Raw genomic sequence first — 24,775 nt, forward strand, 5'->3', positions numbered from 1 at the left:
CGTGACCAGCCGTGTCACCTTCGTCTCGCCCGCCACGAGCCCGTCGCTGCGGCAGGCCCGCTTCTACGACGGCGACTCGATCGACGACATCGGCGCGGCCCGCGCCCGTGAGGCCGCCGGATCGCTGGCAGCCCCCGCGCGTGTGCTCGTGTCCGCGAGTGTGCGCTGCCGGGAGACGGCGGCGGCGCTCGGCCTCGACGGCGTGGAGACACCGGCGCTGGGCGGCCTGGACGTGGGCCGCTGGCGGGGGCGCACCCTCGACGAGGTGGGAGCGGCCGAGCCGGAGGCTGTGGGGCACTGGCTCACCGCCCCTGGTTGGGCGGCACACGGCGGTGAGTCGGTGCGGGACATGTGCGAGCGGGTCAGGCGCTGGCTGGAGTCCGCGCAGCACATGGACGGCCGTACGGTCGCCGTGGTCGAGCCCGAGGTGATCCGGGCCGCGGTGACGCTTGCACTGGGCTTGCCGGAGGCTTCTTTCTGGAGGCTCGACGTGGCGCCATTGACGGCCACGGAACTGAGCGGGCGATCCGGCCGCTGGAACCTACGGCTCGGCAGGCCCCTTGTCGCCTCGGCGCAGGGAGACAACGCGGCGCTGTAGAGCAGGAGGCGGGCACCTAGAAAAGCCTGAGGGCCACGCCTCGTTGGAGCGGCGTGGCCCTCTGGTGCCTCATGCTGCCGAGCACGTCATGCTGCACCGACAGGTTCCGGCTGCTTCGGCGCCGGCTTCGCCGAAGCCCTGATCGCCGGGTCGAGCAGCCGCTCCGCCATGGGGGCAAAGACGAGACCCAGGCTCGCCCACAGCAGCGCCTGAGCGGCTACGGAGTAGAAGCGGAAGGAGAACAGCACGTCCGCCGGGAAGCCCGGGTAGACGATGGCGCCCTTGGAGTTGGTCAGGGGCAGGGGTGTCTCCGTGGCGTGGTGGCCGTACTCGTGCACGTTGGCGGAGAGTTCACCGAGTTGCGGCAGCAGGAGCATCACGATGCCGATGGCGACGACGTACCCGGCGCCGGCGAGGAGCGTGGCGTTCCAGTTGCCGAAGCGCGGCTGGAGCCGCTTGCCGAGCCAGACGGCGCCGACGAGGAAGACCACCGAGCAGACGACCATGGCCAGGTAGAGGTTGCCGCGGTCCTTGATCGTGTCCGGGTGTCCGATCGCCGGCGGGTTGGCCGGGTACTTCAGGAACGGCACCAGGTACATGCCGAGGAAGCCGCCCAGAGCCACCAGCATCGCCAGGTTGCGGGGACGCAGATTGCCGACCCGGCCGAGGCAGACGGCGTAGGCGACGGCGAACAGGGCGCCCATGGCGATGCCGAAGAACACCATGCCCACGCCGATACCGACGTTGGCCTGGATCGTCCGGCTGAAGATGTCCGGATCCGGAGCCCCCACCGGGATTCCGGCGGCCTTGTCGAGAGCCTCCTGCGCGGCGTCGCGGCCGCTCTCGTAGTCGATGGCCTTGTTGATCTGGGGCTCGGCGAAGATCCGGGCGAAGACGAAGGCGAGCAGACCGGCGACTGCGCCGGCGATGACGCCGCGCAGTATGAGTCTCTTTTCCATGTTCAGATGTCCGTGTCCGTGCTAGCTCTCGTCAGTGGCAGGGGAAGCCGAGGAAGTGGCGGGCGTCGTGCACGAACTCGTGGACGTGCATGTCCTTGCCGAAGACGGAGTAGGCGCCCTGGTCGACACCGATGAAGTAGTAGATGGCCAGCGCGATCAGAGCGGTTCCGACGAGCCAGAACACCGCCTTCGTGGCCGGCAGGACGACCGGGGTGGGAAGTGCGGCGGGCGCGGACATGCTGCTCATGGGTGTGAGCCTCCTTCAGGGGATCGTGCGTCCCTCAGTTCAGTGGAGCGTCGCGACGGCCCAGGGTCTGACTCCAGACCCACTCTTGAGTGGGTCTGTTCACAGTGGCGCGACCGTGCTGGAATCTCACCAGCTTCCTTAGGCCGTCATTACAAAGGGAGCGTACGGACCCCTGAGATGGTCCGTCAATCAGACAAGTGGCCGAGACGATGTGGCCCTGCGCACCGCCGCCCTGCGTAGCCCCGATCCCCCTTCGGGCTAGCCGTTCCGCACCATCCGGCCCGTACCCCGTCGCCGACCTTGGCCATCCCCGTACCCACCTTACGGGCCAGATACGTACTAGTATGCGGCGAGTTGCGAAGTGGCTGCTGAATACGGATCTCCCGTCCGTGACAACTGTGCACTCGGTTTCAGCCGGGCCCTGAATCCTTCAGGCCAACACAAGCCCCACGGAACCATCGGCCGCCGTAATCACGTTCTCCGGAACACCGACGCGAATCGGGTCACAGCTATGGCACAGGAATCTGGCCGGCGAAACACGAACCCCTAGGCGAGGAGCGGAGGAAACCAGTGGCCAGACGTCTCACACCGCGCCACATCACCCTCGGGGGCCGCGAAGCGGTCGCCCTCACGCTGGAGGAGTACGAACAACTCGTCGCCAGCCGACGGCAGATCGGCGGACAGAGCGCACGCGTACGTGTGCTCTCCCTCGAGGCGAAACGAACCGAACGGCTCCTGCAGGATCTGGAAACGCTGATAATGGCACCGCGAGACCGGTGCTGCGAGCAGCGGAGCGCTGAAGCGACGACCTCCCCGGAGTCCGGCTCCGACGGTGGGGCATCGGAGCCGGGCACGGACTGCCTGCGCTGCGCGGTCGCCGCGCTGTTGCGTCGCCACAGGAACCCGGCTTCCTGAACGACAGGGCAGCTACCTGGTCGGCACTCGGCTTCACGGCAGACTTCTGCCCTGCGGACAGGACCTACTCCTTCGCACGTGAATCAGCGGTGGAGAAACCCCGGGGTCGCTTGTCGATGAAGGCGCCCATGCCTTCCTTCTGGTCAGCGGTCGCGAACACCGCGTGGAATAGCCGCCGTTCGAAGCGGACGCCTTCCGTGAGCGTGGTCTCGAAGGCCCGTCCCACCGCTTCCTTCGCCATCATTGCCACCGGCAGCGACATTCCGGCCACGGTTTCGGCAACTGCCAGTGCCTCGCCGAGCAAGTCGTCGGCGGGAACCACACGGGAGACCAGTCCGGCGCGCTCGGCCTCTTCCGCATCCATGGTGCGTCCGGTCAGGCACAGCTCCATGGCCTTGGCCTTACCGACCGCGCGAGTGAGCCGCTGGGAGCCGCCGATGCCGGGGATGACGCCGAGTTTGATCTCGGGCTGCCCGAAGGCGGCCGTGTCGGCGGCGAGCAGGATGTCGCAGAGCATGGCGAGCTCGCAGCCGCCCCCCAGGGCGTATCCGGAAACCGCCGCCACGGTCGGCGTGCGGAGCTGTCCGAGCCGGTCCCAGGCGGCGAACCAGTCGGCGAGGTACATGTCCATGTAGCCCTGCGGCCGCATCTCCTTGATGTCGGCGCCGGCCGCGAACGCCTTCGCCGATCCGGTGATCACGATGCAGCCGCACTCCGGGTCCCGGTCGAGGGCCTCGGTGGCGGCCACCACCTCGTTCATCACCTGGAGGTTCAGGGCGTTCAGGGCCTTGGGTCGGTTGAGGGTAAGCAGGGCGGTACGGCCCTTCCGCTCGACAAGGATCGTCTCGTACTCGACAGCCGGTTCCGCAGTCACGCCTGTTCTCCGCTCTGGTCCCTGATGGTGCGCACGATGCCGGAGAAGTCCTCCGTGGCACCGGCTCGCTCTGCATAGGCGGCGTACAACTCGGCGGCCCGCAGACCGAGTTCCGCACGTACTCCGCCCGCCTTGACCGCGTTGGCCGCGAGCCCGAGGTCCTTGGCCATGAGGGAGGCGGCGAAGCCCGGCCGGTAGTCCCTGTTGGCGGGACTGGTCGGCACGGGTCCGGGGACGGGACAGTTGACGCTGAGCGCCCAGCACTGCCCGGACGCCGTGGAGGCGACGTCGTACAGGGCCTGGTGGGACAGGCCGAGGCTCTCGCCGAGGACGAACGCCTCGCTTACGGCGATCATGGAGACGCCGAGGGTCATGTTGTTGCAGATCTTGGCAGCCTGCCCGGCACCGGCGCCGCCGCAGTGGACGGCCTTCTTACCCATGGCTTCCAGCAGCGGCCGCGCCTCGGCGAACTCCGCCTCTCCCCCGCCGACCATGAAGGTGAGCGTGGCCGCTTCGGCTCCGACCACCCCGCCGGAAACCGGTGCGTCCAGGGCCCGCATTCCGGCGGCCGCCGCACGCTCATGGGCGGTGCGGGCGTCGGCGACGTCGATGGTGGAGCAGTCGACGAAGAGAGTGCCCGGCCGGGCCGCCGTCAGGACAGTGTCGTAGAGGTCCAGGACGTGGCTGCCCATGGGAAGCATGGTGATGACCACTTCGGCGTCGGCGACCGCGTCGACCGCCGACAACGCGGGTTCCACCCCCGTCCGCGTGGCGCCGTCCAGGGCGTCCGGCACCAGGTCATGGCCGCGGACACGGTGGCCCGCCTTGACCAGGTTGGCGGCCATGGGGGCGCCCATGTGCCCGAGTCCGATGAATGCGACGGTACGGCTCACCAGTCCACCTCCGTGGCGGCGTCGGGTCCGGCGAGTCCGAGTTCCTGCTCGCCGAGCGGGGCGAAGAAGCGTTCGACGTCGGCTTCGGTCACCTCGACCAAGGTGGCCGGCGACCAGTGCGGGTCACGGTCCTTGTCGATGACCTGGGCGCGGATGCCCTCCACCAGGTCGGGGGTGCGCAAGGCGGCGCACGAGACGCGGTACTCCTGGTCGAGGATCCGCTCCAGCGGGCCGAGGCGCCGAGCGCGGCGCACCGCGGCGAGGGTGACCTTCAGGGCGGTGGGGGACTTGGCCAGCAGGGTCTCGGCGGCCTCCTTGGCAGCGGGGTCGCCGTGCGCGAGAAGCCGGTCGACGATTTCCTCGACGGTGTCGGCTGCGTAGCACGCGTCGATCCACTCCCGCCGACCGGCCAACTCGCCTCGGGGCGGCGGCTGTACATGGCCGGCGAGCGCCTCTCGCACGGGATGGTCGGCGAGATCGCTGACGAAGTGCGGGACTGCGTCGGCCGGTACGAAGTGGTCGGCGAGTCCGCAGAGCAGGGCGTCACCGGCACCGATCTGTGCGCCGGTCAGTGCCAGGTGGGTGCCCAGATCTCCGGGGGCGAGGGCGAGCAGGTAAGTGCCTCCGACGTCCGGGACGAAGCCGATCCCGGTCTCCGGCATGGCGATCCTCGACCGCTCGGTGACGATACGGACGCTGCCGTGCGCGGAGACGCCGACCCCGCCGCCCATCACGATGCCGTCCATGATCGCGACGTACGGCTTGGGGTAGCGGGCGATGCGGGCGTTGAGGCGGTACTCGTCGCGCCAGAACGCGGCCGAGGCGATGCCGTCGCCGTCTCGGGCATCGTCGTGGATGCCGCGGATGTCGCCGCCTGCGCACAGGCCGCGCTCCCCGGCGCCCGTGATGACCACGGTCTCCACGGCCGGGTCGCGCTCCCAGGATGTCAGGGCCGCGTCGATGCGGCGGACCATCTCCTGGTTGAGGGCGTTGAGGGCCCTGGGCCGGTTGAGGGTGATGTGGGCGGCCCGGCCGGTGGTGTGGAACAGGACGGGTTCGTCGGTGGCGGTCATCCGAGCGCCTCCGTCAGGCCGCGGGCCACGATGACGCGCATGATCTCGTTGGTTCCTTCCAGGATCTGGTGGACGCGCAGGTCACGGACGATCTTCTCGATGCCGTACTCGCTGAGGTAGCCGTAGCCGCCGTGCAGTTGGAGCGCTCGGTCTGCGACCGAGTACCCGGTGTCGGTGGCGAACCGCTTGGCCATGGCGCACAGGTACGGCGCCTGCGGGTCACCCCGGTCGAGCGCCTGCGCGGCCTGCTGGACCAGGGCACGGGCTGCGGCCAGTTCGGTCGCCATGTCGGCGAGCCGGAAGCGCAGTGCCTGGGCGTCGAGCAGCCGGGCGCCGAACGCTTCCCGGTCGGCGAGGTGGGCGAGGCTGCGGTCGAGGGCGCTGCGGGCGCCTCCGAGGGAGCAGGCGGCGATGCCGAGGCGGCCGCCGTTCAGGCCGGTCATCGCGATGCGGAAGCCCTCGCCCTCGCGGCCGAGGAGCCGGTCGGCGGGCAGCCGTACGCCGTCGAGGACCACTTGTCGGGTGGGCTGGGCGTTCCAGCCCATCTTGCGTTCGTTCGGACCGAAGGTGAGACCGGGGTCGCCCTTGTCGACGATGAACGCGGAGACACCGTCCGCGCCGGTGCCGCCGGTGCGCGCCATCACGACGTACACCTGGGAAGCGCCCGCGCCGGAAATGAACTGTTTGACGCCGGTCAGCACATACTCGTCGCCGTCCCGTACGGCCCGGGTCGTGAGGGCCGCCGCGTCCGAGCCGGCTCCCGGCTCGGTCAGGCAGTAGCTGGCCAGGTCCTCCATGGCGCACAGCCGGGGCAGCCACCGCTCCCGCTGGGTGTCGGCACCGTAGCGGTCGATCATCCAGGCGACCATGTTGTGGATGGAGAGGTACCCGGCGATGGACGGGCAGCCGGAGGCGAGGGACTCGAAGACGAGTACGCCGTCGGCCCGGCTGAGGCCCGAACCGCCGTACTCCTCACGGACGTAGACGCCGCCGAAGCCGAGCCCGGCCGCCTTGCGCAGCACGTCGACGGGGAAGTGCTTGTCCCGGTCCCAGTCGAGGGCGCGGGGTGCGAGATGGTCCTGGGCGAAGTCGAGGGTGGTCTCCACGAGGGCCTGCTGGTCCTCGGTGAGCAGGGTGGTGGTCATACGGCATTCAGCCCATCGTGGGGATCGTGAAGCTCGCGCCCTCGCGCAGGCCGGCGGGCCAGCGGGAGGTGACGGTCTTGGTGCGGGTGTAGAAGCGGATCGCGTCCGGGCCGTGCTGGTTCAGGTCGCCGAAGCCGGACTGCTTCCAGCCGCCGAAGGTGTGGTAGGCAACCGGCACCGGGATGGGCACGTTGACGCCGACCATGCCGGTGTTCACCCGCCGGGTGAAGTCACGGGCGGTGTCCCCGTCGCGGGTGAAGATCGCGACGCCGTTGCCGTAGGGGTGCTCGCTGGGCAGACGCAGGGCCTCGTCGTAGTCGGCGGCGCGCACGACCGTGAGGACCGGGCCGAAGATCTCCTCCTGATAGATCCGCATCGCCGGGGTGACCCGGTCGAACAGCGAAGCTCCGGCGAAGAAGCCGTTCTCGTGGCCGGGGAGAACGAAGTCCCTTCCGTCCACGACGAGTTCGGCACCCTCCTGGACACCGAGGTCGACGTAGGTGCGCACTCGGTCCACCGCCTCCCGGGTGACCAGTGGACCGAAGTCCGCCTCGGGGTCGTCGCTGCGGCCGATGCGCAGGCTGCCGATGCGCTCCTTCAGCCGGGCGACCAGCGCGTCGGCGGTGTCCTCGCCCACCGGTACGGCGACGGAGATGGCCATGCAGCGTTCGCCCGCCGATCCGTACCCGGCGCCGATCAGGGCGTCCACCGCCTGGTCCAGGTCGGCGTCCGGCATCACGATCATGTGGTTCTTGGCGCCGCCGAAGCACTGGGCGCGCTTGCCGTGGGCGGCGGCGGTGGCGTAGACGTGCGCGGCGATCGGTGTGGAGCCGACGAAGCCCAGGGCGGCGACGCGCGGGTCTTCGAGGAGGGTGTCGACCGATTCCCGCCCGCCGTTGACGACGTTCAGGACGCCGGCCGGCAGACCCGCCTCCAGGAAGAGTTCGGCGAGCCGCAGCGGGACGGACGGGTCGCGTTCGGAGGGCTTGAGGACGAAGGCGTTGCCGCAGGCCAGCGCCGGGGCGGCCTTCCACAGGGGGATCATCGCCGGGAAGTTGAACGGCGTGATCCCGGCGACGACGCCGAGCGGCGCGCGCAGCGAGTGGACGTCGATGCCGGTGCCCGCGTTGTCGGTGAACTCGCCCTTGAGGAGGTGCGGGATGCCCGCGGCGAACTCCACCACTTCCAGCCCGCGTTGGATGTCGCCGTGGGCGTCGGCGATGGTCTTGCCGTGCTCGCAGGACAGCAGCCGGGCCAGCGCGTTCTTCTCCTGCTCGACGAGCTGCAGGAAGCGCAGCAGCACGCGGGCGCGGCGCTGCGGGTTCCACTCGCCCCACTCGCGCTGGGCGTCGACGGCGACACCGATCGCCGCCTCGGTTTCGGCCCGGTCCGCCAAGGGCACGCGGGCCTGGACCTCGCCGGTGTTGGGGTCGTACACGTCACCGTGGAACCCCGATGTTCCCGGGGTGTGCTTGCCACCGACGAAATGGGTCAGCTCACGTACGTCGGTGGGGTCGTTCGGACGGATCATGGGTGCCTGCTCTCGTCAGGTGAGGGTGATCCGGGATGGCGCGCCGAACCGGCACACGTGGACGCGGTGGCGTACACGGGCGTGCGGGGGCGGCGCGAGAACGCGAATGGCGTGCGAACCGTCAAGCGGTGACGACGGGAATGCGGCGTGCGTGACGCCTGCGGCGGAGTCCGCCGGGATCGTGAATGCGCACCGGTGCCATGCGTGTCAGCTCCATCCTCGTGGACAACACGGAACATCCCACGGCCGGTATCCTGACTCCCGGATCAGCGCGCGCCGTCCGCCTTCCCGACATCCAGCTCGTCAGTGGCGTATCTCTCGACGGCGTACTCCCCGGTCACAGTGGCGGGACCGTGCCGGAATCACACCGGCTTCCCTGCACCGCGGGCCTACCCCTCGAATATATAGTTGGACGTCCTAGTAAATCCACCCCCGCAGGCCGGGTTCCGGTGGTGTTCCAGGTCAGCGGGGTTCGGATTCGGCCGTCCGGGGGGCCGCGAAGCGCACGGGCGCCCGGAAGCGGGCCTTGCGTGCGGCGCGCCGGAAGGTGGTCAGCACGGCGGGGCCGGCCAGCAGCACGCACGCGAAGTTGGTGACCGCCCGCCCGGTGTCCCAGCCCAGCGAGGTGGCCAGGTCGAAGGCGATGTAGCGGTGCCACTGCTCGGTGAAGGGCAGGCCCGGGAGGTAGGCGATGGAGCTGTTGGGGTCCAGGGAGAACGGCCAGAAGGAGAGGTTGAGCAGGAAGCCGAAGAGGTAGCCGGACAGCGAGCCGTACACGGCCAGCATCAGCACCTCACGCCGGCCGCTCGCCTTGGGCAGGAACCCGGCGAGCATCCCCACGAAGGCGCAGCCGAACATCTGGTACGGCATCCACGGTCCCACTCCCCCGGTGATCAGGGCGGAGGCGAACAGCGAGGTGCAGCCGAGGACGAACCCGAAGCCGGGGCCGTAGACCCGTCCCGCCAGCACGAGGACGAAGAAGACGGTCTCGATGCCCGCCGTTCCGGCACCGAGCGGGCGCAGGGCGGCGTTCACGGCGGAGAGTACGCCCAGCATGGCGAGCGCCTTGGAGTCGATGCCGCCTTCGGCGATCTCCGACAGCACCACGCAGAGGACGAGCACCAGCAGGACGCCGAAGATGAGCGGGGGCGCGTAGCTGGAGCCGAACTTGCCCGGCGCGACCACGAACGGCCAGAAGAAGGCGACCAGTCCCAGGAAGGCGGACAGCGTCATGACCACGCCGACGCGTGGCGTCAGCCGGATGGCGTTGCCGATGCGCGTGCTCATGGATGTGCTCCCTCGTCGCCGGCGGTCGCCAGTTCCCGCGCCACTTGCCGGACGGTCAGGTAGGGCAACGGGGCGAGGATCTTCGCCGTCTGAGGTGCGAAGGTCGGTGAGGAGACGATGACTTCGGTAGTGGGTCCGTCGGCGACGACGTCTCCCTCGGCCATGACCACCACCCGGTCAGCGGCGCGTGCGGCGAACTCGACGTCGTGGGTGGAGATGACGACCGCGCGGCCCTCCGCCGCGAGGGCGTCCACGATGCCGATCAGTGCCGTCTTGGCCCGGTAGTCCAGGCCGCGGGTCGGTTCGTCCAGCAGGACGATCCGGGGCGCGGCGGAGAGCTGGATGGCGAGGACGAGCGCGAGCTTCTGGCCTTCCGACAGATCGCGCGGATGGGTGGCGTCGTCGATGCCGGGCGCCAGCCGGTCGAGCAGAGCGCGCGCCTTCACCTCGGTGCCCGACTCGGCGTCCGCCTGGTCGAGTTCCTGCTTCACGCTCTCCAGGTAGAGCAGGTCGGCTGGGGTCTGCGGGACCAGTCCGACGAGCCGCCTGGCCTGAGCGGGCGGTACCGCGTGGGGATCCGTCGCGCCGGTCTCGCCGGCCACCCTCACACTGCCCGCCCGGCGGGGTCCGGACCCCTGGAGGGCCCACAGGAGGGAGGACTTTCCCGAGCCGTTGCGGCCCATGAGCGCGGTGACCTCGCCCGCGTGCAGGTCGAGGTCCACCGCGCGTACGGCGGCGACGCCCCGGTAGGTGACCGTGATGCCGCGCGCGGTCAGCAGCCGGGCCCGCTCCCCGTCGGGGGCGGGCGGGCGTACCGGGGCGGGAGAGCGGTCCGCCAGCTTGGCCCTGAGCGGTGCGGCGGCGCGGCGGGCGTCGCGGACGGACAGGGGCAGCGGAGACCACTCGGCGGCCCGGCCCAGCTCCACAATCGGTGGTGCGATGGTGGACGTGCGGAGGATCTCGGCGGGTGAGCCGATGCGGGCGTGGCCGTCGCCGGGCAGGTGAATGACCCGGTCCGCGTACTGGACGACGCGTTCGAGGCGGTGCTCGGCCATCAGGACGGTGACGCCGAGGTCGTGGACGAGCCGGGTGACGGCTGCGAGGACCTCCTCGGCCGCGGTCGGGTCCAGGGCGGAGGTGGGTTCGTCCAGGACCAGGACGCGGGGGTGGGCGGTGAGGACCGAGCCGATCGCGACGCGCTGCTGCTGGCCGCCGGAGAGTTCGTGCAGCGCACGGTGGCGCAGGCCGGCAAGACCGAGTAGATCGAGGGTCTCCTCGACGCGCTTGCGCATGGTCGCCGGAGGGATCGCCAACTGCTCCATGGAGTAAGCCAGTTCCTCCTCGACGGTGTCGGTGACGAAGCCGTCGATCGGGTCCTGGCCGACGACACCGACGACATCGGCGAGTTCGCGGGGCGGATGATCGGCGGTGTCACGGCCGTCGACGGTGACGCGGCCGTACAGGGTGCCGCCGGTGAAGTGCGGGACGAGTCCGTTGACCGCGCCGAGGAGTGTGGACTTGCCGACGCCCGTGTGCCCGACGACGAGGCAGAGTTCGCCTTCCTCCACCGTGAGGTCGACGTCGCGCAGGGCGGGCCCGGCCGCGTCCTCGTACTGGACGGTGACCTGGTCGAAGGTGATCACGAGGGGTCGGCTTTCTGGACGGGGCTGGGCGGAGGTGCGAGGAACCCGGCCGTGCCGGCGAGGAGGATCGCGGCGGTCGGCACGAGGGGCAGGCCGGGCCAGGTCAGCGGGTAGTAGGTGGGGTTGAGCTGGGCGGGGTCGTATCCGAGGTTGCTGAAGAGCAGGAGCGCGGACAGCACCCCGCTGCCCGCGACGGCCCACTCGGGCAGGTTCCAGGGGTCGGGGCGGTAGGTGGTCCGGGTGACGCGCCTGCCGCCGAGCCGCAGGCCCGCGACGCAGAGGACGGCCCCGGCGGCCATCGCCGGCAGCCCGAGGAGCGCGGGCGCGGTGGCGTCCAGGAGCCCGTACGCCCCCGCGCACATGCCGCCCATGCCCAGCAGCATCAGCGCGCCCGTGACCCGGCGGGACCGGCGGGTGGCGCTGCCCGCCCGGCCGTAGCCCCGCGAGTCCATCGCGGCGGCCAGCCGCAGGGAGCGTTCGAGGGCGTCCTCCAGGACAGGGACCACGATGCCCCTCAGCGCCTTCATCCCCTTGGTACGTCCGGCCCGCAACTTCTTGGCCCTGGAGACGCGTTGCACGCTCTGCACGAGCTGGGGCGCCACGCTGATCGCGACGGTGACCGCCACCCCGAGTTCGTACAGGGCTCCGGGCAGGACGCGCAGCGCGCGCTTGGGGTTGGCCAGGGTGTTGGCGGCACCGATGCAGCACATCATGCAGGCCAGCCTGAGCCCGTCGGTGGCCGACGACAGCAACGCCTCCAGCGACACCGGTCCGCCGATCCTGATGCCCGCGTACCAGGCGGGCGTCGGAATGTGCGGGAGGGAGAACAGAAAGTGGTCGTGCGGCGTGATGCCGGTCGCGAACACGGCCCGGAAGGCGACCCGGATCGTCACGACCGTCAGGGCCAGGTACAGGTAGTACTTGAAGCCGCGCGCCCAGGGCGCCTCGGTGCGCCGCGCCGTGACGACGTAGCCGAGGACGGCGAGGACCAGGAACAGCAGAAGCGGGTTGTCGGTGCGGCTGACGGCCGTGGCGAGGGCGAGGGCCCACACCCACCAGGCCACGGGGTGCAGGGTGCGGGGAACGCGCCAGCCGCCGTCACCGGCCGCCGCGGCGGCCGGTGACGCCTCCATGGTCGTACGGGCCACCGCGGTCACTCGGTACGACGGCGCCGGTACGCCACGTACCCGGCGGCACCGCCGATCAGGACCACGAGACCGGCTCCCGTGGCCACGGGGACGAGCGAGCCGGAGTCGTGCCTGGCATCGGCGGCCGGCTCGGCGTTGAGCACCCTGGTGCCGGTGCGGGACGCGGTGGGCGCCGGGCTGCTCGTCGTGGCACTGGGGGTGGCAGTCGGTGTCGGGCTCGCGGACTTGCCGGGCTTCGGCTTCCTCGGTTTGTGCGACGGCGGCTCGGGGGGAGCCGTCGTCCGCTGGTCGGGAGCCGGGCCGGTGTCCACGTCGGGCGGCAGGGAAGGTGCCTTGTGCGTGGACGTGGGCCGGCCCGCGTCTCCCTGCGGCCTGGTGTTGTGGGCGCGGAGCTGATCCGGGGTGATCTTCGGGCGGCCTTCGGTGCCCTGGATGTTCGTACCGCCGAAGATCCACAGGTCGACGCTGCCCGGCTTGGGCTTGTAGAGCATCGCCCCCAGCTGGCTGTAGCTCCACGTCTTCGCTCCCGGGTCGGCGTGCCAGTACGACCAGTACGCGGAGGCCGGCGGGGTGAGCAGGCAGTCGTCCTGAGCGGGCGTCGGGTACTGCTTGCCGCTCTTGTAACCGCTGTAGCCGATACGGCAGATGAACGCCGGGCCGTCGTGTCCGGTACCGACGGTGCTCCAGCCTCCCTGGTTGAGCAGCTCGTAACCCGTCGTGGGCGTCGTCCCGCAGGAGCGCAGGACCGGGCCGCCCCAATGGCTGAAGTCGACGGCGAGGACGACGCCGGAGGTGGTGGTGCAGCGGCCCATGGGCTGCGGGTCGGCCGCCGCCGGGGTGCCGGTCGCGGCGACCGCCGCGCTCGTCAGGCCGAGCGCGGCGAGCACACGCAGGAGACGTGCGCCTTTCATCGTCCGCCTCCTGTGGCCGTGCGCCGGCGGGCGACGACCACCGTGCGCCAGCCGGCGAGCACCAGCAGGGCCGCGATCGCGGCGAGGGTACCGACCTGGGCACCGGTGGAGGCGAGAACGCCGCCGTCTCCGCCCGCGGCCGTCCCGCCGGCGCCACCCGCGCCCCCGGTCGCACCGCCATCGCCGCCGCCCGACTGGCCCGTGGTGATGATGTCCGGGGCGCTGCCGCTGGGGCTCGGCGTCGGCTGCTGGGACGTACCGGTCAGGCTGCGCTCCAGTGTGCCGAAGGAGATGCCAGTGGCGCCGCTGACGGCCTGGGTGGAGGCGCGCAGGTCGGAGCCGTGCTGACCGCCCTTGGCGACATTGAAGCCACCGTCGGTGTTCTGCTGAGAGGCGAGGAACTTGCGTGCCTTGGCGATCTTCGCCGCGTACTTCCCGGCGTCCAGGGACAACGCCTGCACGGCGAGGGCGGCCGAGTTCACCGAGTCGCCCGCGGCGCCTGGGAAGCCGCCGTCGGACAGCTGCTTGGACGCGATCCAGGCCAGCGCCTTGGCCACGGCCTTGTTCGCCTTGGCACCGCCCGCCAGGTCGAGCGACATGGCGGCGATGGCGGTGGAATCCACGTCGGAGTCGTTCGTGGACGGGATCAGGCTCGGCCAGGCCCCGCTGGACTGCTGCAGGCTCTCCAGATAGGAGAGCGGCTGCGCGGCGGTAGCCTTCTCGCCCGCTCGCAGCTGCGCCATGACGGCCAGGGACTGGGCGAAGACGGAGGGCGCGTAGGTGTAGGCCCCCTTGGCCGCGCAGGAGCGGTCGGGTGCCTTGCTCGCCTTGGTGCACACGGCCTTGGCGAGCGCGGCGATCAGGTCGTGGCCGGCGAAGTGGCGCGGGTTGCGGCCGACGGCCTCGGCGAGCAGGGCGGTCTTGCCGATGGATCCTCCGGCCGCGTAGGAAGTGCCGATGGAGGTCCAGTCGTTGACGGTACGGCCCGCACCGTCCTTGCCCCGGTGGTCGAGGAAGTCGACGATGCCGCGCAGCTTGGCGTTGTTCAGTCCGGTGGCGGCGAGGGCGTAGGCGCCGTCGATGGTGAGACCGAAGTCGGCGCGGCCCGTGCCGAAACCGTCGCCGTAGTACTGGCCGCCCTTCAGGTTGGTCCCCTTGGTGAGGTAGGCGACGCCCTTCTTCAGGTCGGGACCCGCGCCGGGGGCGGGGGCACTCGGTGAGACGGTGGGCTTGTTGGTCGGCGGCGTCGACGGGGGTGTGGGCTTCTTCGTGGTGAGGGTGGCCAGGCTGGTTCCGGCACCGGCGAGGACGGCCGGCGGGGTCGCGTAGACGGCCGGGTCGGTGTCGGTCTCCTCGAAGCCGAAACCGCCGCCCTTGAGCTGGTGCCGGGACAGCCATCCGACGGCCGCGTCCGCGCGCTTGGTGTCGCCGAGGGCGCGCAGGGCCTGCGCGGCGTACGCGGTCGCGGTGACGCTGCCGGTCGTGGAGCCGGTGTAGCCGAGGAAAGCGCCGTCCGCTCGCTGCGCCTTGGTCAAATAGGTGCGGGCCTTGGCCACCGCGTTCTCGTGACCGCCGGTCTTGTGCAGCACCAGGGCGACGAGCCCGGTGGAGGCCGGGTCGCCGTCGCAGTACTCGCCCGTGCGGATGAGGATGCTGGTGACGCCGCCGTCCTTGCACTGGAGCTGGGTGAGGCGGTCGACGGTAGCGGCCGGGGGTGTCACTCCGGCTCGGACCAGGGCCAGGACGGACAGGGCCTGGCCCTCGGTGTAGGACGAGGCCCGGAAGTCGCCCTTCGCCGTGCAGCCGGGGGTCGCCTCGCCGGATTCGGGGCCCGCCGCGCACACGTTCTTCGTGAGGAGGTCGACTAGGTCGCGGCCCCCGAAGGCGCGCGGGTCGCGTTCGGTGGCCTCGGCGAGTAGGGCCAGGCGGGCGACGGCGGTGGCGTCGGGCACCTGGTCGGTGCCGTTCGGGTAGGCGAAGTCGGCGACGTGGGCGGCGAGGAAGCCGGTGACCTTGTCGAGCGTGGCGCTCTTGCCGTCCGCGGCGGCGAGCGCGTACGCGGTGTCGGCGGTCAGCGAATAGTTCGGGGTGATGGCGCCGTCGTCGACGACGCGCTCGCCGTCGGTCAGGCGTCCCTTGAGCCACGTCGCGGCGGCGGCCACGTCGATCTTGCCGGGGCCGCCGGTCGGCGTCCCGGGGTCGGGCGTGTGGATGTCACCCTTGCGTACGTCGGCTGGGCTGAACGTGGGCTGTCCCGTGCTCCCGCCGACGTCCGTGCCGCCGTAGACCCAGGCGTCGACGTCGCCGTTCTTGAGCTTGCGGGCCATGGCACCGTACGGGCTGTAGGTCCAGTCGTCCTGGCCGGGAGAGGCGATCCAGTACGACCAGTACGCCGTGACCTGCGGGGTCAGGACGCAGGACTCCTTGTCCGGAGTCGGGTACTGCGTACCGGAGTTGAAGGTGCCGTAGCCGATGCGGCAGATGAAGGCGGGGCCGTCGTGCTGGGTGCCCGTCGTGGTGAATCCGGCGTCGTGCAACAGGTCGTAGCCGGTGGTGGGCGTGGTGTCGCAACCGCTGACGACCTTGCCGCCGAACGGCCCGAAGTCGACGGCGACGACGGCACCCTTGGTCGCGGTGCACTTCCCGACACCGTCCGCCGCGGCGGGGGTCGTCGTGAGGAAGCTCACGCAGGCGGCCAACAGGACGAACAGGGCCGACGCGAGCGACACCACTCGTCGTGGGCCCGCCACCGCGGTCCCGATTCTTCGCTTCCCCGTTCCCACCACGGCCCCCTCGCGCCTGCCGGAGCGGACGCGCGGACGTGGCAGGAAGCCTCCGTCGCACGGGAGGTCCCGGCAGCCGGAAGCTGGTCGCACCACGCCGCAGTCCACGACGGCGTCTGTTGCTGAAGAACACGCTCCAGGCATTCCGGCTCGCCCGGTGGTGCCGGGCCTACGGTTGCGGGTCAGCGCCGGAATTCGACCGGCTTCCCCTGGAACTCATTGCGTATCAGCCGGATTTGAACACGCTTCACAACAAGCGTCAAGGCTGCCTACAGGCCGGCCTGTGTGAGCGGTGGCGGCCCGGATGCGGGTCGGGTACCGTCCCGGTCTGCCGAGTGGGGGAACCCGGTGGGAGTCCGGGGCTGACGCGCAGCGGTGTGGGACGGCGGGGGCCGGCCCGAGCCCGAATGCCCAAGCGGTGAAGCACTCATGGAAGCCGGTCCACGCGTTCCGGACGGCGGCCACACCCGCTGCTCCGCGGGCCGCTTCCGGCCCGGCACCGGGTCCGGCCGGCGTCCTCCATCCAAGGAGCAGGCCATGCCCCGTTCGCTGTCCCACCGCCGTACCGCCCTCACCGCTGCCGCCGCACTCGGCGCCTTCGTCCTCACCACACTGCCCGCGTCGGCGACCTCCACGCCGGCGCAGATCGCCACGTCGAAGACGAACGGTGTCGCCTACCTCAAGTCGCTTCAGGCGGCGGACGGTTCGTACGCCGGCTCCGGACTGTCCAACGAGTGGGCGTTCAGCGCGCTCGCCTCGGCCGGGACCGCCGCGGTGGACGTGACGCCCGGCGGTGACACGAGCAAGAACGCGAGAACCGTCTACCGCAACCTGCTGTCCACCTCGGGCTGGCCGTCGTCGTCCCCCGTCGTCACCGACTACGAGCGCGCCACGCTGAACGCCTACGCCGCAGGCATCGACCCGGCCCGGGTCTCCGCCTCCCGCAACCTGATCGCCGACATCTACGGCTACTGGCAGACCTCCGAGCCGGGCTACATCGGCCCGTCCGCCAACTTCAACGGCACCGTCTTCGCAGCCCTCGCCCTGAACGGCGCCAAGACCCAGGCCGGGCAGGCCCGCATCCCGCAGGCGCTGCGCGACGCCGTCGTCACCCGCCTGCGGGCCAACCAGCACAACGACGGCGGCTGGAACTACAGCAAGGCCGAGGGCAATCCCAGCCAGCTCTCCGCCGCGAGCGACATCGACATGACCGGAGCCGCGATGGCCGCGCTGTGCGTGTCGGGCGTGCCGAACACCGACACCGACATCGTGCAGGCCAAGGCGTTCCTCAAGAGCAAGCTCGTGCCGAACAGCGGCGCCTTCAACGCCATGTTCGGCGTCAACACCGATTCCAACGGATGGGCGGTATCCGGCCTCAACGCCTGCGGCATCGACCCGCAGACCGGTGACTTCCGCACCTCCATGGGCAAGACACCGGTGGACTTCCTGATCGCGCAGCAGTTCAACCCGGGCGGCGGATTCAAGTACCTGCCCTCCGACACCTCCCCGACGGCGTACTCCTCGATCGACGGACTGCGGGCGGTGGCTGGCGGCGGCTTCACGGCCACGCCGCCGGTACCCACCACGCCGGGTGCGCCGCAGTGGGTCGGCCAGTCCTCCCTCACCTCCGGTACGGCGACGAAGCTGGCGCTCACCGTGGACGACGGCGCGGGCAACCTGAAGGTGTGCTCCGTCGCCCTTACCCCGACCGGCTCGACGACCACACTGGGCGCCGTCCTCGACGCGGCCACGAGCGGCGCGACGCCGTCCGGCTGCGTCACGAGTGTGGCCCCGTCCTCCGGCACCGGCACCATCACGGCTGTCAACGGCAAGGCCAACAGCGGATCCAACACGTGGAAGGTCAGCATCGACGGCTCGTCGTTCACCTCCGCCACGCGGGGCGCGGTCGTCGGCGTCGGTGACACGATCGCCGTGCGCTGGGGCGCCTGACGGCAGCCCTGTCGGACGCGGCGGGACCTAGAGTCGGGGTATGCGCATCGTCTCCCTGCTGCCCGCCGCGACCGACATCGTCGCCGAGCTCGGACTGTCGGACCAGCTGGTCGGCCGCACCCACGAGTGCGACTGGCCACCGCGCGAGGTGGCATCCGTACCCGTGGTGACCGGCGCGGACCTCGACCAGGACGCGCTGTCCAGCAGGGAGATCTCCGACGCCGTCGGCGGGTCGGCGCACTCGGGCTCGTCGCTGTACACGCTCGACACCGAGGCGCTGGCTGCCCTGCGTCCCGACGTGATCCTCACCCAGGACTTGTGCGACGTGTGCGCAGTCTCGTACGAGAAGGTCAGCCGCACGGTACGACTGCTCGACGCCGACACCCGTGTCCTCAGCCTGGAGCCCCGCACCCTCGACGACGTCCTGGACTGCCTGGTCACGGTGGGCGAGCTGCTCGGCGTACGGGACCACGCCGAGCGCAAGCGAGCGGCGCTGCTGGCCCGGCTGGACCGGGTCCGTGAGGCGATCGCGCGACGTGCCCGGCCACGGGTGGTGGCGATCGAGTGGCTCGACCCGCTGTGGCCGGCCGGGCACTGGGTGCCCGAGCAGATCACGGCCGCCGGCGGCGAACCTCTCCTCGCCGCGCCGGGCGAGCACACCAAGCCGATGACCTGGGAGGCGGTACGCGCCGCACAGCCGGACGTGGTCATGGTCCTGCCGTGCGGCTTCCCGCCCGAACGCACCCTGCGTGAAGCCGCATTGCTCACCGGACTGCCAGGCTGGTCGGACCTGCCCGCCGTCCGGTCCGACCGTGTGTGGGTGCTGGACGGACCGTCCTACTTCAACCGCCCGGGGCCACGAGTGGTGCGCGGTGCGGAGGTGATCGCCCACCTCCTGCACGGCGTGCGGACCGGAGAGCCGGTCACACCGGTCGAGGCACGTCCGTTCCCCAGCCGGTGACGACGAGGAGGGATCAGAACGCCGTCCAGGTGAACGCCACCTTGTCACCGGCGTTCAGCTTGAACTGGCAGCCGCCCACCGGGGTGGACGTGCCGTTGACCGAGATGTTCCAGTAGGCGCTCCCACCACCGCTAACGTTCTTGATGGTGTCGACCGAGTAGTCGTCGAACGATGTGTACCAGGTGCCGTCCCAGGTGAAGTGCCGCTTGCTCGCGGCATCGTCGAGGGCCGCCGTCGGCGTCGGCACGGCGGACGGGTTGGCGCCGCCGTTGGTGCCGTCGCATCTGTGCGTACCGCCGGTCGCGGTGGTGACCTCGTGACCGCGGGTTCTGATCTTCCCCTTGAACAGCACGCCGTCCGGTCCCTGCACGGTCAGGGTCACCTTGACGGGAGCGTTCGTGCCCGGCGTGCTGTCGGCGTGCGCGACGGCCGGCGCGGAGGCGAGGGCGAGTCCGAGGGCGGTTGCGGCCATCATGGTGCGACGTGCGGATGTACGGTGCAAGGCTCGAGCCTTCCTGATGGGGTGGCCCGCAGCCCATCGCCGTACGAGCGGGCCGGCACCTGGGTTGGCGGGCCCGTCGCCGTGCTGTACGACGACTGGACGCACCAGGCCAGGGTGACCCGAACGAGGCTCTCGGCTCCGCGCTGCAGACCATGACAGTGGGAAGCGATCACGGCACGCGCCGGGTATCCCGACTCGCAGCCTCACGGCCGCACACGGTTGCAGGTCAGCGCCGGTCTCCCACCGGCTTCCCCCAGTCACGCGCCTATGCGGTTGTCGTGCTGACAGCTCGCGCGCACACCGATCACCGTCCTGTGTGCGGTCGAACTGTGCTCATTGTATGGGGATTTGACGAGCCTCAGTCAGACTTCGCGACATCAGGTCTCCGGCGTTACGGGGGCGGAGCCCAACGGCGCGCAAGCCTCAGGAAGTAACAGTGCGGCGTGGAGGGGTGAAGGCATACAGGTCGAGGATGTCCGGCAACGGAGTGACTCCCGGGCCGCCGGCGCGTACCCAGGCGATGATGTCCTCCGTCGCGTCCGTGTCGTTGACGAGCCCCAGCCACACCGGCCGCGCACCGGCGGCACGGCCCACGGCGGACGGCTGTACGACGATGACGTTGGCCTGATCGCACACGTCAAGGCAGTCGGAGATGCGCACCGGCACCTCCGCCCGCAGTCGCGCGGTCTGTGCGGCGTGATCGATTCCGGTCACCTTGGGGCTGCCACAGCAGCAATCGCGGCATACGACCACTCGGCACGGCACCGGACCGTTCGCCTCCATAGGCGCGCCTGACGCCTCTTCCGTCGGCCTCTCGGGCATCACACCACTCCCCTCCCGGGGAGATCCGCCCCGGCGTTGCTGGAGGAGGCGACCGCGTGAGTCTCCTGGCTCCCGGGTCGCCGCTCGCCCCGCCTTCCCACCCGTTCCTGGGGCGGTGGCCTGCCGGAACTCGCTCACCGGTCACAGTGGCGGGACCGCGCCGGATTCACACCGGCTTCCTCGGACCGCCGTCGCCTTATGTCGCCGGTCATCATCCCATCACTGCCGCGACACCGTCACCTGCCCACCGCGCGGAAGGGCTCCCGCGACGGCGTGCCCGCGGGAGCCCTTCGTACGCGCCTGCCGTGACCAGTGACAAGACGATCACGAGCAGGACATCCGGGGGGCTACGTCGTCAGGGCGGCAGCAGGCTGTCGCCGCGCTCCCCGGCGGCCACCTAGCCTCGCGCTTTCACGAGGTGGGCTGTCCGACAGGCGGTCAGGAAAGCAGAAAGTGCCTCTGACCAGCAAGAATGAGGATTGTCGAGGTCCTTGTTCCTGCCGCCGCCGGAGGCACTTCCCAGGTGAAGCACTCTATCGGGTCCTACCCGCGTGTCCGTGTCCAGGACGACGGCCGCCAGGTCGTCTCCCAGGCCGGTTCGGTCCTGCTCGTCGAAACGGTCCGCAAGACCGGTCTTGACCAGGCCATATCCCAGGCTCTGGCTCCCTGGCGGAAGCCGCGGGCCGTCCACGATCCAGGCAAGGCCCTCCTGGACGTCGCTCTGACGGTCGCACTGGGCGGGGACTGCCTCGCGGATGTCGCGATGCTGCGGTGTGAGCCGGCCGTCTTCGGCCCGGTCGCCTCCGACCCGACCATCTCCCGCCTGATCGACACCCTCGCCACCTCCGGCGAGAAAGCCCTGCAGGCCATCCGCTCCGCACGGTCCGAAGTCCGTAGTCGTGCCTGGTCGTTGGCTGGCAAGAACGCCCCGGACGCCCACGGCCAGGTCGTCATCGATCTCGACGGCGTCCTCGTGATCGCCCACTCCGACAAGGAGGACGCGGCCGCGACCTGGAAGAAGACCTACGGCCATCACCCGCTGACGGCTTTCCTCGACCACGGACCGGGCGGAACCGGTGAGCCCGTCGCCGCCCTCCTCAGGCCGGGAAACGCGGGTTCCAACACGGCAGCCGACCACATCACCACCGCCCAACTTGCCCTGGCCCAGCTGCCGAAGCACTACCGGCGAGGGAGGCAGACCCTGATCCGCACCGACTCCGCGGGCGGCACCCACGACTTCGTTTCCTGGCTCGCCCAGCGCGGACGATGGCTGTCCTACTCGGTCGGCATGGTGATCACCGAAGCGATCCACGAACACGTACTGAAGGTCCCCGCCTCAGCCTGGACCCCGGCCGTCGAGACCGACGGTGAGGCCCGTGACGGGGCCTGGGTCGCCGAACTCGCCGGCAAGGTCCTGGACGGCTGGCCGAAGGGCATGCGACTGATCGTCCGAAAGGAACGTCCCCATCCTGGCGCCCAATTGAGGATCACGGACGCGGACGGCATGCGGATCACGTGCTTCGCGACCAACACCCCTGACCGGCCGATCGCCGAGCTCGAACTCCGCCACCGCCTGCGGGCCCGGGCCGAGGACCGGATCCGGGCCGCCCGGGCCACCGGCCTGCGCAACCTGCCCCTCCACACGACAGCCCAGAACAAGGTCTGGCTCGAGATCGTCCAGATCGCCCTCGACCTGCTCGCCTGGATGCCCATGCTCGCACTCACCGGCAAGGCCCGACTCTGGGAACCCCGCCGCCTGCGGTTCCGCCTGATCTCCGCGGCCGCTCAGCTCGTCACCACCGGCCGACGCAGGATTCTCCGCCTCGCCCAACACTGGCCCTGGGCAGGCGAGATCACCGCCGCCCTCGAACGGCTCGCGCTCCTCCCCAGCCCCGGCTGACCAGCAACCTTCCACCGTCCCAACGACGACATCACCCGCCCCGGGCAGTGGAACCCGGCGCTCACCCGACGCGACAGCCGGGCCGCCGGCCTGCCCACCATCAGCTCCGGAAAGCGAAAGGGTCCACCGACTCCGCCGGCGGACCCTCATGCAAGATCGAGGCTAGCGCACGCCACCGCCTGCCAGTTGGCAGTGGCACGCCCTCGAACCGGCCCCGCCTCCGCTGTACTGACGGGACAGACGCCGCCGAGGCAAGGCCAGCAAACAGGCGAGACGACTTACATCGATCGCATCAGAACGGCGCTTCTCTGGCACCCGTGGAAGGCACCGTATCTGGGAGCGGTGCGCCTGCGGGAAGCGGCAGGTTGGTGACGACGAACTGGTTCAGGATGTCATCGCGATCCATGAACATGATCTGGCTCCGCTTCGCCGCGTCCAAAGCGTTGCCCAGCCAGTTGCGGGCAGCCTTGGTGATCTCCCCGCCGGCCACGATGAACGCGTGGTCGACAAGAACGCGCCGGTTGGTCTCGGGGTCGAAGATCTCGTGCGCCAGCATCATCAGGGCCTGGTTGTGGATCTCGGCGATGTTGGCATTGCCCGCCCTGGACCTTCCGGTGGCGTCCAGCTTTCCGCGCTTCACCTGGATGCCGAAGTACAGGAAGTGCTGGGTCGGCAGGGTGTACCGCATCCAGATGTCCTTGCCGTACTCCAGCGCCTTGTCCCGGTGCCCGGCCGCCGTGATCCGGTGAAAACCCAGCTGCCGGAACAGTGGCAGCAGCACTTCCTCAATGAGTGCATCCTCGCTGCACGTGTCCAGAAACGCGGCAAGTGCGGTACGCCGCTGCATCTCGGCAACGCTCAACGGACGATGTGGGTTCTTGGCCAACATCGAGACAGTGTTCGTTCCGATATGGCGCAGGTAGCAGTGCTGGTCCTCCCCGTAGAAGGCTTCGAACCCTTCCCGGGCGAGCGCATTGTTCAGCAAGCGCAGGGCATTGGGCCGGTCGAGACCCTCATTGAGGGCATCCGCCGGATTCATCAGGTGGTCGATCACCTTACAGAAGGACTCCGGTGGGTGCGAAGGCCCCTCGTGCGGCTCTGCCAGCAATTGTTCCAGCACCCCTGCGACCCAGCGGTGCCGCGTCGAACCGTCGTGTTCCCAATCCATGTCGAGTTCGGCGAAAAACTCAGTGATGTAGCTGCTTGAGCGATACGGAAAATATGCAGGCTCGGCATCAGCTTGAGGATCCGCCGCACCGAGGTTCCCGCAAATGAGGTCGCCAAGCATTTCCAGCGTTCGCTTTCTGAACTTCACAACGCCCTCCCCAGAGCCGCTCCCCCAGCCACCGCGTGCGGACTATTGTGCCCTGTCACCGCAGAACGCCCGGCACGTACGACCAAGTCCGGTTTCATCACGGGGTGCAGCACCAGCGATGGCCACGACGTCGCACATCCACCCGCCCGGCTTCCCTGCGGGGCCGCGTGACCTCATGGGTCCCGTCTTGCTGGCTGCGATCGCAAATCCAGCGTCGCCAAGCGCATCACAGGAACACGAACTGCATGAGGAGTCGAGCGCGTCATGCGCGCAAGCACAGTCGAGCTCGAAGACGAAGCCCCACCGGAGTGCTCCCGTGGGGCTTCGTCTCGTGGCTCCGGCCGAGGCCCCGCCGGCATGCTCCCCAGCGCGGCCTTGCCCTATCACCGGCCTGTCACAGGCGCTGTCACAGACGCCCCTATAACAGGGGGACGCCAGGTACCGCTCTGACCAGGTTGAAAACTTCTCGGGCGGCATATCGCTTGAGGCATCGGATGATCTCGCGTCGGGTCTTGCCTTCCTGGGTGCGGCGTTCGTAGTACGCCTGGGTGCGCGGGTCATGGCGCAGCCGGGTGAAGACGATGCGGTGCAGGGCGGCGTTGGCCTGCCGGTCGCCGCCGTAGTTGAGCCGACGCGTGCGCCGCCGGCCGGAGGAGTACTCGATGGGGCTGACTCCGCAAAGGGCAGCAAAGGATGCCTCGGTGTTCAGCCGCTCTGGGTTGTCCCCCATGGTGATCAGGAGAGTGACCGCGCTGTCCGGACCGATACCCACCGGTACGAGCAGCTGTGGGGCGTGACGTTCGACGAGCCCAGTTAGGCGCTGTTTCAGCTCGTCGATCTGTCCAGTGAGCTGCTCGATACGCTCGGCGAGCATGCGCAACGTCAGGTGGGTGGCCTGGGTCACCGCGTCCTCGTCTCCCCCACCGTTGTGCGAGGCGAGGCGCGCACAGGTGCGGAACAGCTCGGCATTGCCCAGGCTGCACAGCTGTTCCCGCAGGGCGGGGTCCGCGATGACCAGGACGGCCTTGAGCTGGTTGATCGCCTGGGTACGGGCCTTGACCGCGGAGTCCTTGGCGAGTTTGTAGATCCGAGCACCGTGCACGGGACCGTCGCCGGACTTGGCCCGAGCCCGGGTGCGACCGCTGAGCACGGCCCGCGCGGCGGCCTGAGCGTCGAGCGGGTCTGACTTCCCCAGCAGCCGGCGGGCCGAGCGGTCAGGCCGGTTCACTTCGAACACCTGGATCTGCTGGGCCATTAGGTAGCGGGACAGGCCCGCGCCGAAAGTGCCGGTACCTTCCACCCCCGCTCGACGCACCGT

21 protein-coding genes and 6 riboswitches are annotated in these 24,775 nt (G+C 70.1%); of the genes, 5 read left to right on the forward strand and 16 right to left on the reverse strand.

What is annotated here, in order from left to right:
• The first annotated feature begins 1 nt into the window (after position 1).
• Positions 2 to 598 (forward strand): histidine phosphatase family protein, encoded by a 597-nt coding sequence (locus ACE4Q9_RS06185; RefSeq protein ID WP_397983208.1) that lies wholly within the window; start codon positions 2 to 4, stop codon positions 596 to 598.
• 86 nt (positions 599 to 684) lie between these two features.
• On the opposite strand, the gene ACE4Q9_RS06190 is transcribed toward ACE4Q9_RS06185, so the two are convergent.
• On the reverse strand, positions 685 to 1,557 hold the full coding sequence (locus ACE4Q9_RS06190; RefSeq protein ID WP_397983209.1) for a CbtA family protein: 873 nt from the start codon (positions 1,555 to 1,557) through the stop codon (positions 685 to 687).
• 31 nt (positions 1,558 to 1,588) lie between these two features.
• Entirely contained in the window at positions 1,589 to 1,804 is a 216-nt protein-coding gene (locus tag ACE4Q9_RS06195) for a CbtB-domain containing protein (RefSeq protein WP_177235135.1), read from the reverse strand.
• Between the two features lie 44 nt (positions 1,805 to 1,848).
• A riboswitch (cobalamin riboswitch) is annotated at positions 1,849 to 1,996 on the reverse strand.
• A 378-nt stretch (positions 1,997 to 2,374) separates the two neighbouring features.
• Between ACE4Q9_RS06195 and ACE4Q9_RS06200 the strand changes: the two genes are divergently transcribed.
• The gene (locus ACE4Q9_RS06200) at positions 2,375 to 2,719 is read left to right on the forward strand and encodes a hypothetical protein (protein ID WP_397983210.1); all 345 of its coding nucleotides are present in this window, start codon (positions 2,375 to 2,377) and stop codon (positions 2,717 to 2,719) included.
• A gap of 64 nt (positions 2,720 to 2,783) precedes the next feature.
• On the opposite strand, the gene ACE4Q9_RS06205 is transcribed toward ACE4Q9_RS06200, so the two are convergent.
• From ACE4Q9_RS06205 to ACE4Q9_RS06250, 10 genes are all read right to left on the reverse strand, one after another.
• Positions 2,784 to 3,593 carry an enoyl-CoA hydratase gene (locus ACE4Q9_RS06205; RefSeq protein WP_397983211.1) on the reverse strand — a complete coding sequence of 270 codons (810 nt, stop codon included), beginning with the start codon at positions 3,591 to 3,593 and terminating at the stop codon, positions 2,784 to 2,786.
• Positions 3,590 to 4,486, reverse strand: a complete 897-nt coding sequence (mmsB, locus tag ACE4Q9_RS06210) for a 3-hydroxyisobutyrate dehydrogenase (RefSeq protein WP_397983212.1) — start codon at positions 4,484 to 4,486, stop codon at positions 3,590 to 3,592. The genes ACE4Q9_RS06205 and mmsB overlap by 4 nt, the downstream gene beginning before the upstream one ends.
• The gene (locus ACE4Q9_RS06215; RefSeq protein WP_397983213.1) at positions 4,483 to 5,559 is read right to left on the reverse strand and encodes an enoyl-CoA hydratase/isomerase family protein; all 1,077 of its coding nucleotides are present in this window, start codon (positions 5,557 to 5,559) and stop codon (positions 4,483 to 4,485) included. The genes mmsB and ACE4Q9_RS06215 overlap by 4 nt, the downstream gene beginning before the upstream one ends.
• Positions 5,556 to 6,704 (reverse strand): acyl-CoA dehydrogenase family protein, encoded by a 1,149-nt coding sequence (locus tag ACE4Q9_RS06220; RefSeq protein WP_397983214.1) that lies wholly within the window; start codon positions 6,702 to 6,704, stop codon positions 5,556 to 5,558. Before ACE4Q9_RS06220 ends, ACE4Q9_RS06215 begins: the two co-directional genes overlap by 4 nt.
• Positions 6,705 to 6,711: 7 nt before the next feature.
• Positions 6,712 to 8,235, reverse strand: a complete 1,524-nt coding sequence (locus ACE4Q9_RS06225) for a CoA-acylating methylmalonate-semialdehyde dehydrogenase (protein ID WP_397983215.1) — start codon at positions 8,233 to 8,235, stop codon at positions 6,712 to 6,714.
• 226 nt (positions 8,236 to 8,461) lie between these two features.
• A riboswitch (cobalamin riboswitch) is annotated at positions 8,462 to 8,636 on the reverse strand.
• A 61-nt stretch (positions 8,637 to 8,697) separates the two neighbouring features.
• Entirely contained in the window at positions 8,698 to 9,522 is an 825-nt protein-coding gene (locus ACE4Q9_RS06230; protein ID WP_397983216.1) for an ECF transporter S component, read from the reverse strand.
• Positions 9,519 to 11,165: an ABC transporter ATP-binding protein gene (locus ACE4Q9_RS06235; protein WP_397983217.1), complete on the reverse strand. Its 1,647-nt coding sequence runs from the start codon at positions 11,163 to 11,165 to the stop codon at positions 9,519 to 9,521. The genes ACE4Q9_RS06230 and ACE4Q9_RS06235 overlap by 4 nt, the downstream gene beginning before the upstream one ends.
• The gene (locus ACE4Q9_RS06240) at positions 11,162 to 12,298 is read right to left on the reverse strand and encodes an energy-coupling factor transporter transmembrane component T (RefSeq protein WP_397987136.1); all 1,137 of its coding nucleotides are present in this window, start codon (positions 12,296 to 12,298) and stop codon (positions 11,162 to 11,164) included. The genes ACE4Q9_RS06235 and ACE4Q9_RS06240 overlap by 4 nt, the downstream gene beginning before the upstream one ends.
• Before the next feature lie 20 nt (positions 12,299 to 12,318).
• The gene (locus ACE4Q9_RS06245) at positions 12,319 to 13,224 is read right to left on the reverse strand and encodes a hypothetical protein (protein WP_397983218.1); all 906 of its coding nucleotides are present in this window, start codon (positions 13,222 to 13,224) and stop codon (positions 12,319 to 12,321) included.
• Positions 13,221 to 15,953, reverse strand: coding sequence for a prenyltransferase/squalene oxidase repeat-containing protein (locus ACE4Q9_RS06250; protein WP_397983219.1), 2,733 nt, complete (start codon positions 15,951 to 15,953; stop codon positions 13,221 to 13,223). The genes ACE4Q9_RS06245 and ACE4Q9_RS06250 overlap by 4 nt, the downstream gene beginning before the upstream one ends.
• Positions 15,954 to 16,146: 193 nt before the next feature.
• Positions 16,147 to 16,216, reverse strand: a riboswitch (cobalamin riboswitch).
• Between the two features lie 129 nt (positions 16,217 to 16,345).
• Positions 16,346 to 16,420: riboswitch (cobalamin riboswitch) on the forward strand.
• 124 nt (positions 16,421 to 16,544) lie between these two features.
• Between ACE4Q9_RS06250 and ACE4Q9_RS06255 the strand changes: the two genes are divergently transcribed.
• Together ACE4Q9_RS06255 and ACE4Q9_RS06260 are read left to right on the forward strand one after the other, a co-directional pair.
• Positions 16,545 to 17,957, forward strand: coding sequence for a hypothetical protein (locus tag ACE4Q9_RS06255; RefSeq protein ID WP_397983220.1), 1,413 nt, complete (start codon positions 16,545 to 16,547; stop codon positions 17,955 to 17,957).
• Positions 17,958 to 17,997: 40 nt separating this feature from the next.
• Positions 17,998 to 18,918: a cobalamin-binding protein gene (locus ACE4Q9_RS06260; RefSeq protein WP_397983221.1), complete on the forward strand. Its 921-nt coding sequence runs from the start codon at positions 17,998 to 18,000 to the stop codon at positions 18,916 to 18,918.
• 13 nt (positions 18,919 to 18,931) lie between these two features.
• Here the strand turns inward: ACE4Q9_RS06260 and ACE4Q9_RS06265 are convergent, their stop codons facing one another.
• Together ACE4Q9_RS06265 and ACE4Q9_RS06270 are read right to left on the reverse strand one after the other, a co-directional pair.
• Complete coding sequence (locus ACE4Q9_RS06265) at positions 18,932 to 19,420, reverse strand: DUF4430 domain-containing protein (protein ID WP_397983222.1); 489 nt, start codon at positions 19,418 to 19,420, stop codon at positions 18,932 to 18,934.
• 162 nt (positions 19,421 to 19,582) lie between these two features.
• Positions 19,583 to 19,727, reverse strand: a riboswitch (cobalamin riboswitch).
• Positions 19,728 to 19,843: 116 nt separating this feature from the next.
• Entirely contained in the window at positions 19,844 to 20,203 is a 360-nt protein-coding gene (locus tag ACE4Q9_RS06270) for a (2Fe-2S) ferredoxin domain-containing protein (protein WP_397983223.1), read from the reverse strand.
• 97 nt (positions 20,204 to 20,300) lie between these two features.
• A riboswitch (cobalamin riboswitch) is annotated at positions 20,301 to 20,424 on the reverse strand.
• A 341-nt stretch (positions 20,425 to 20,765) separates the two neighbouring features.
• Between ACE4Q9_RS06270 and ACE4Q9_RS06275 the strand changes: the two genes are divergently transcribed.
• Entirely contained in the window at positions 20,766 to 22,142 is a 1,377-nt protein-coding gene (locus ACE4Q9_RS06275) for an IS1380 family transposase (RefSeq protein WP_397982895.1), read from the forward strand.
• Positions 22,143 to 22,434: 292 nt separating this feature from the next.
• On the opposite strand, the gene ACE4Q9_RS06280 is transcribed toward ACE4Q9_RS06275, so the two are convergent.
• On the reverse strand, positions 22,435 to 23,457 hold the full coding sequence (locus tag ACE4Q9_RS06280) for a hypothetical protein (RefSeq protein ID WP_397983224.1): 1,023 nt from the start codon (positions 23,455 to 23,457) through the stop codon (positions 22,435 to 22,437).
• A gap of 418 nt (positions 23,458 to 23,875) precedes the next feature.
• Positions 23,876 to 24,772: an IS110 family transposase gene (locus ACE4Q9_RS06285; RefSeq protein WP_397983225.1), complete on the reverse strand. Its 897-nt coding sequence runs from the start codon at positions 24,770 to 24,772 to the stop codon at positions 23,876 to 23,878.
• Positions 24,773 to 24,775 lie beyond the last annotated feature (3 nt).

Origin of the sequence: Streptomyces sp. AM6-12 (assembly GCF_044327085.1) — a bacterium.
In the GTDB taxonomy this organism is placed as follows: domain Bacteria; phylum Actinomycetota; class Actinomycetes; order Streptomycetales; family Streptomycetaceae; genus Streptomyces.

Excerpts from the sequence above, each read along its gene's own strand:
- ACE4Q9_RS06270 (WP_397983223.1), bottom strand. The coding sequence starts at position 20,203 with ATGGAGGCGAACGGTCCGGTGCCGTGCCGAGTGGTCGTATGCCGCGAT.
- ACE4Q9_RS06230 (WP_397983216.1), bottom strand. The coding sequence starts at position 9,522 with ATGAGCACGCGCATCGGCAACGCCATCCGGCTGACGCCACGCGTCGGC.
- ACE4Q9_RS06260 (WP_397983221.1), top strand. The coding sequence starts at position 17,998 with ATGCGCATCGTCTCCCTGCTGCCCGCCGCGACCGACATCGTCGCCGAG.
- ACE4Q9_RS06190 (WP_397983209.1), bottom strand. The coding sequence starts at position 1,557 with ATGGAAAAGAGACTCATACTGCGCGGCGTCATCGCCGGCGCAGTCGCC.
- ACE4Q9_RS06245 (WP_397983218.1), bottom strand. The coding sequence starts at position 13,224 with ATGAAAGGCGCACGTCTCCTGCGTGTGCTCGCCGCGCTCGGCCTGACG.
- ACE4Q9_RS06215 (WP_397983213.1), bottom strand. The coding sequence starts at position 5,559 with ATGACCGCCACCGACGAACCCGTCCTGTTCCACACCACCGGCCGGGCC.
- ACE4Q9_RS06220 (WP_397983214.1), bottom strand. The coding sequence starts at position 6,704 with ATGACCACCACCCTGCTCACCGAGGACCAGCAGGCCCTCGTGGAGACC.
- ACE4Q9_RS06195 (WP_177235135.1), bottom strand. The coding sequence starts at position 1,804 with ATGAGCAGCATGTCCGCGCCCGCCGCACTTCCCACCCCGGTCGTCCTG.
- ACE4Q9_RS06255 (WP_397983220.1), top strand. The coding sequence starts at position 16,545 with ATGCCCCGTTCGCTGTCCCACCGCCGTACCGCCCTCACCGCTGCCGCC.
- ACE4Q9_RS06225 (WP_397983215.1), bottom strand. The coding sequence starts at position 8,235 with ATGATCCGTCCGAACGACCCCACCGACGTACGTGAGCTGACCCATTTC.
- ACE4Q9_RS06240 (WP_397987136.1), bottom strand. The coding sequence starts at position 12,298 with ATGGAGGCGTCACCGGCCGCCGCGGCGGCCGGTGACGGCGGCTGGCGC.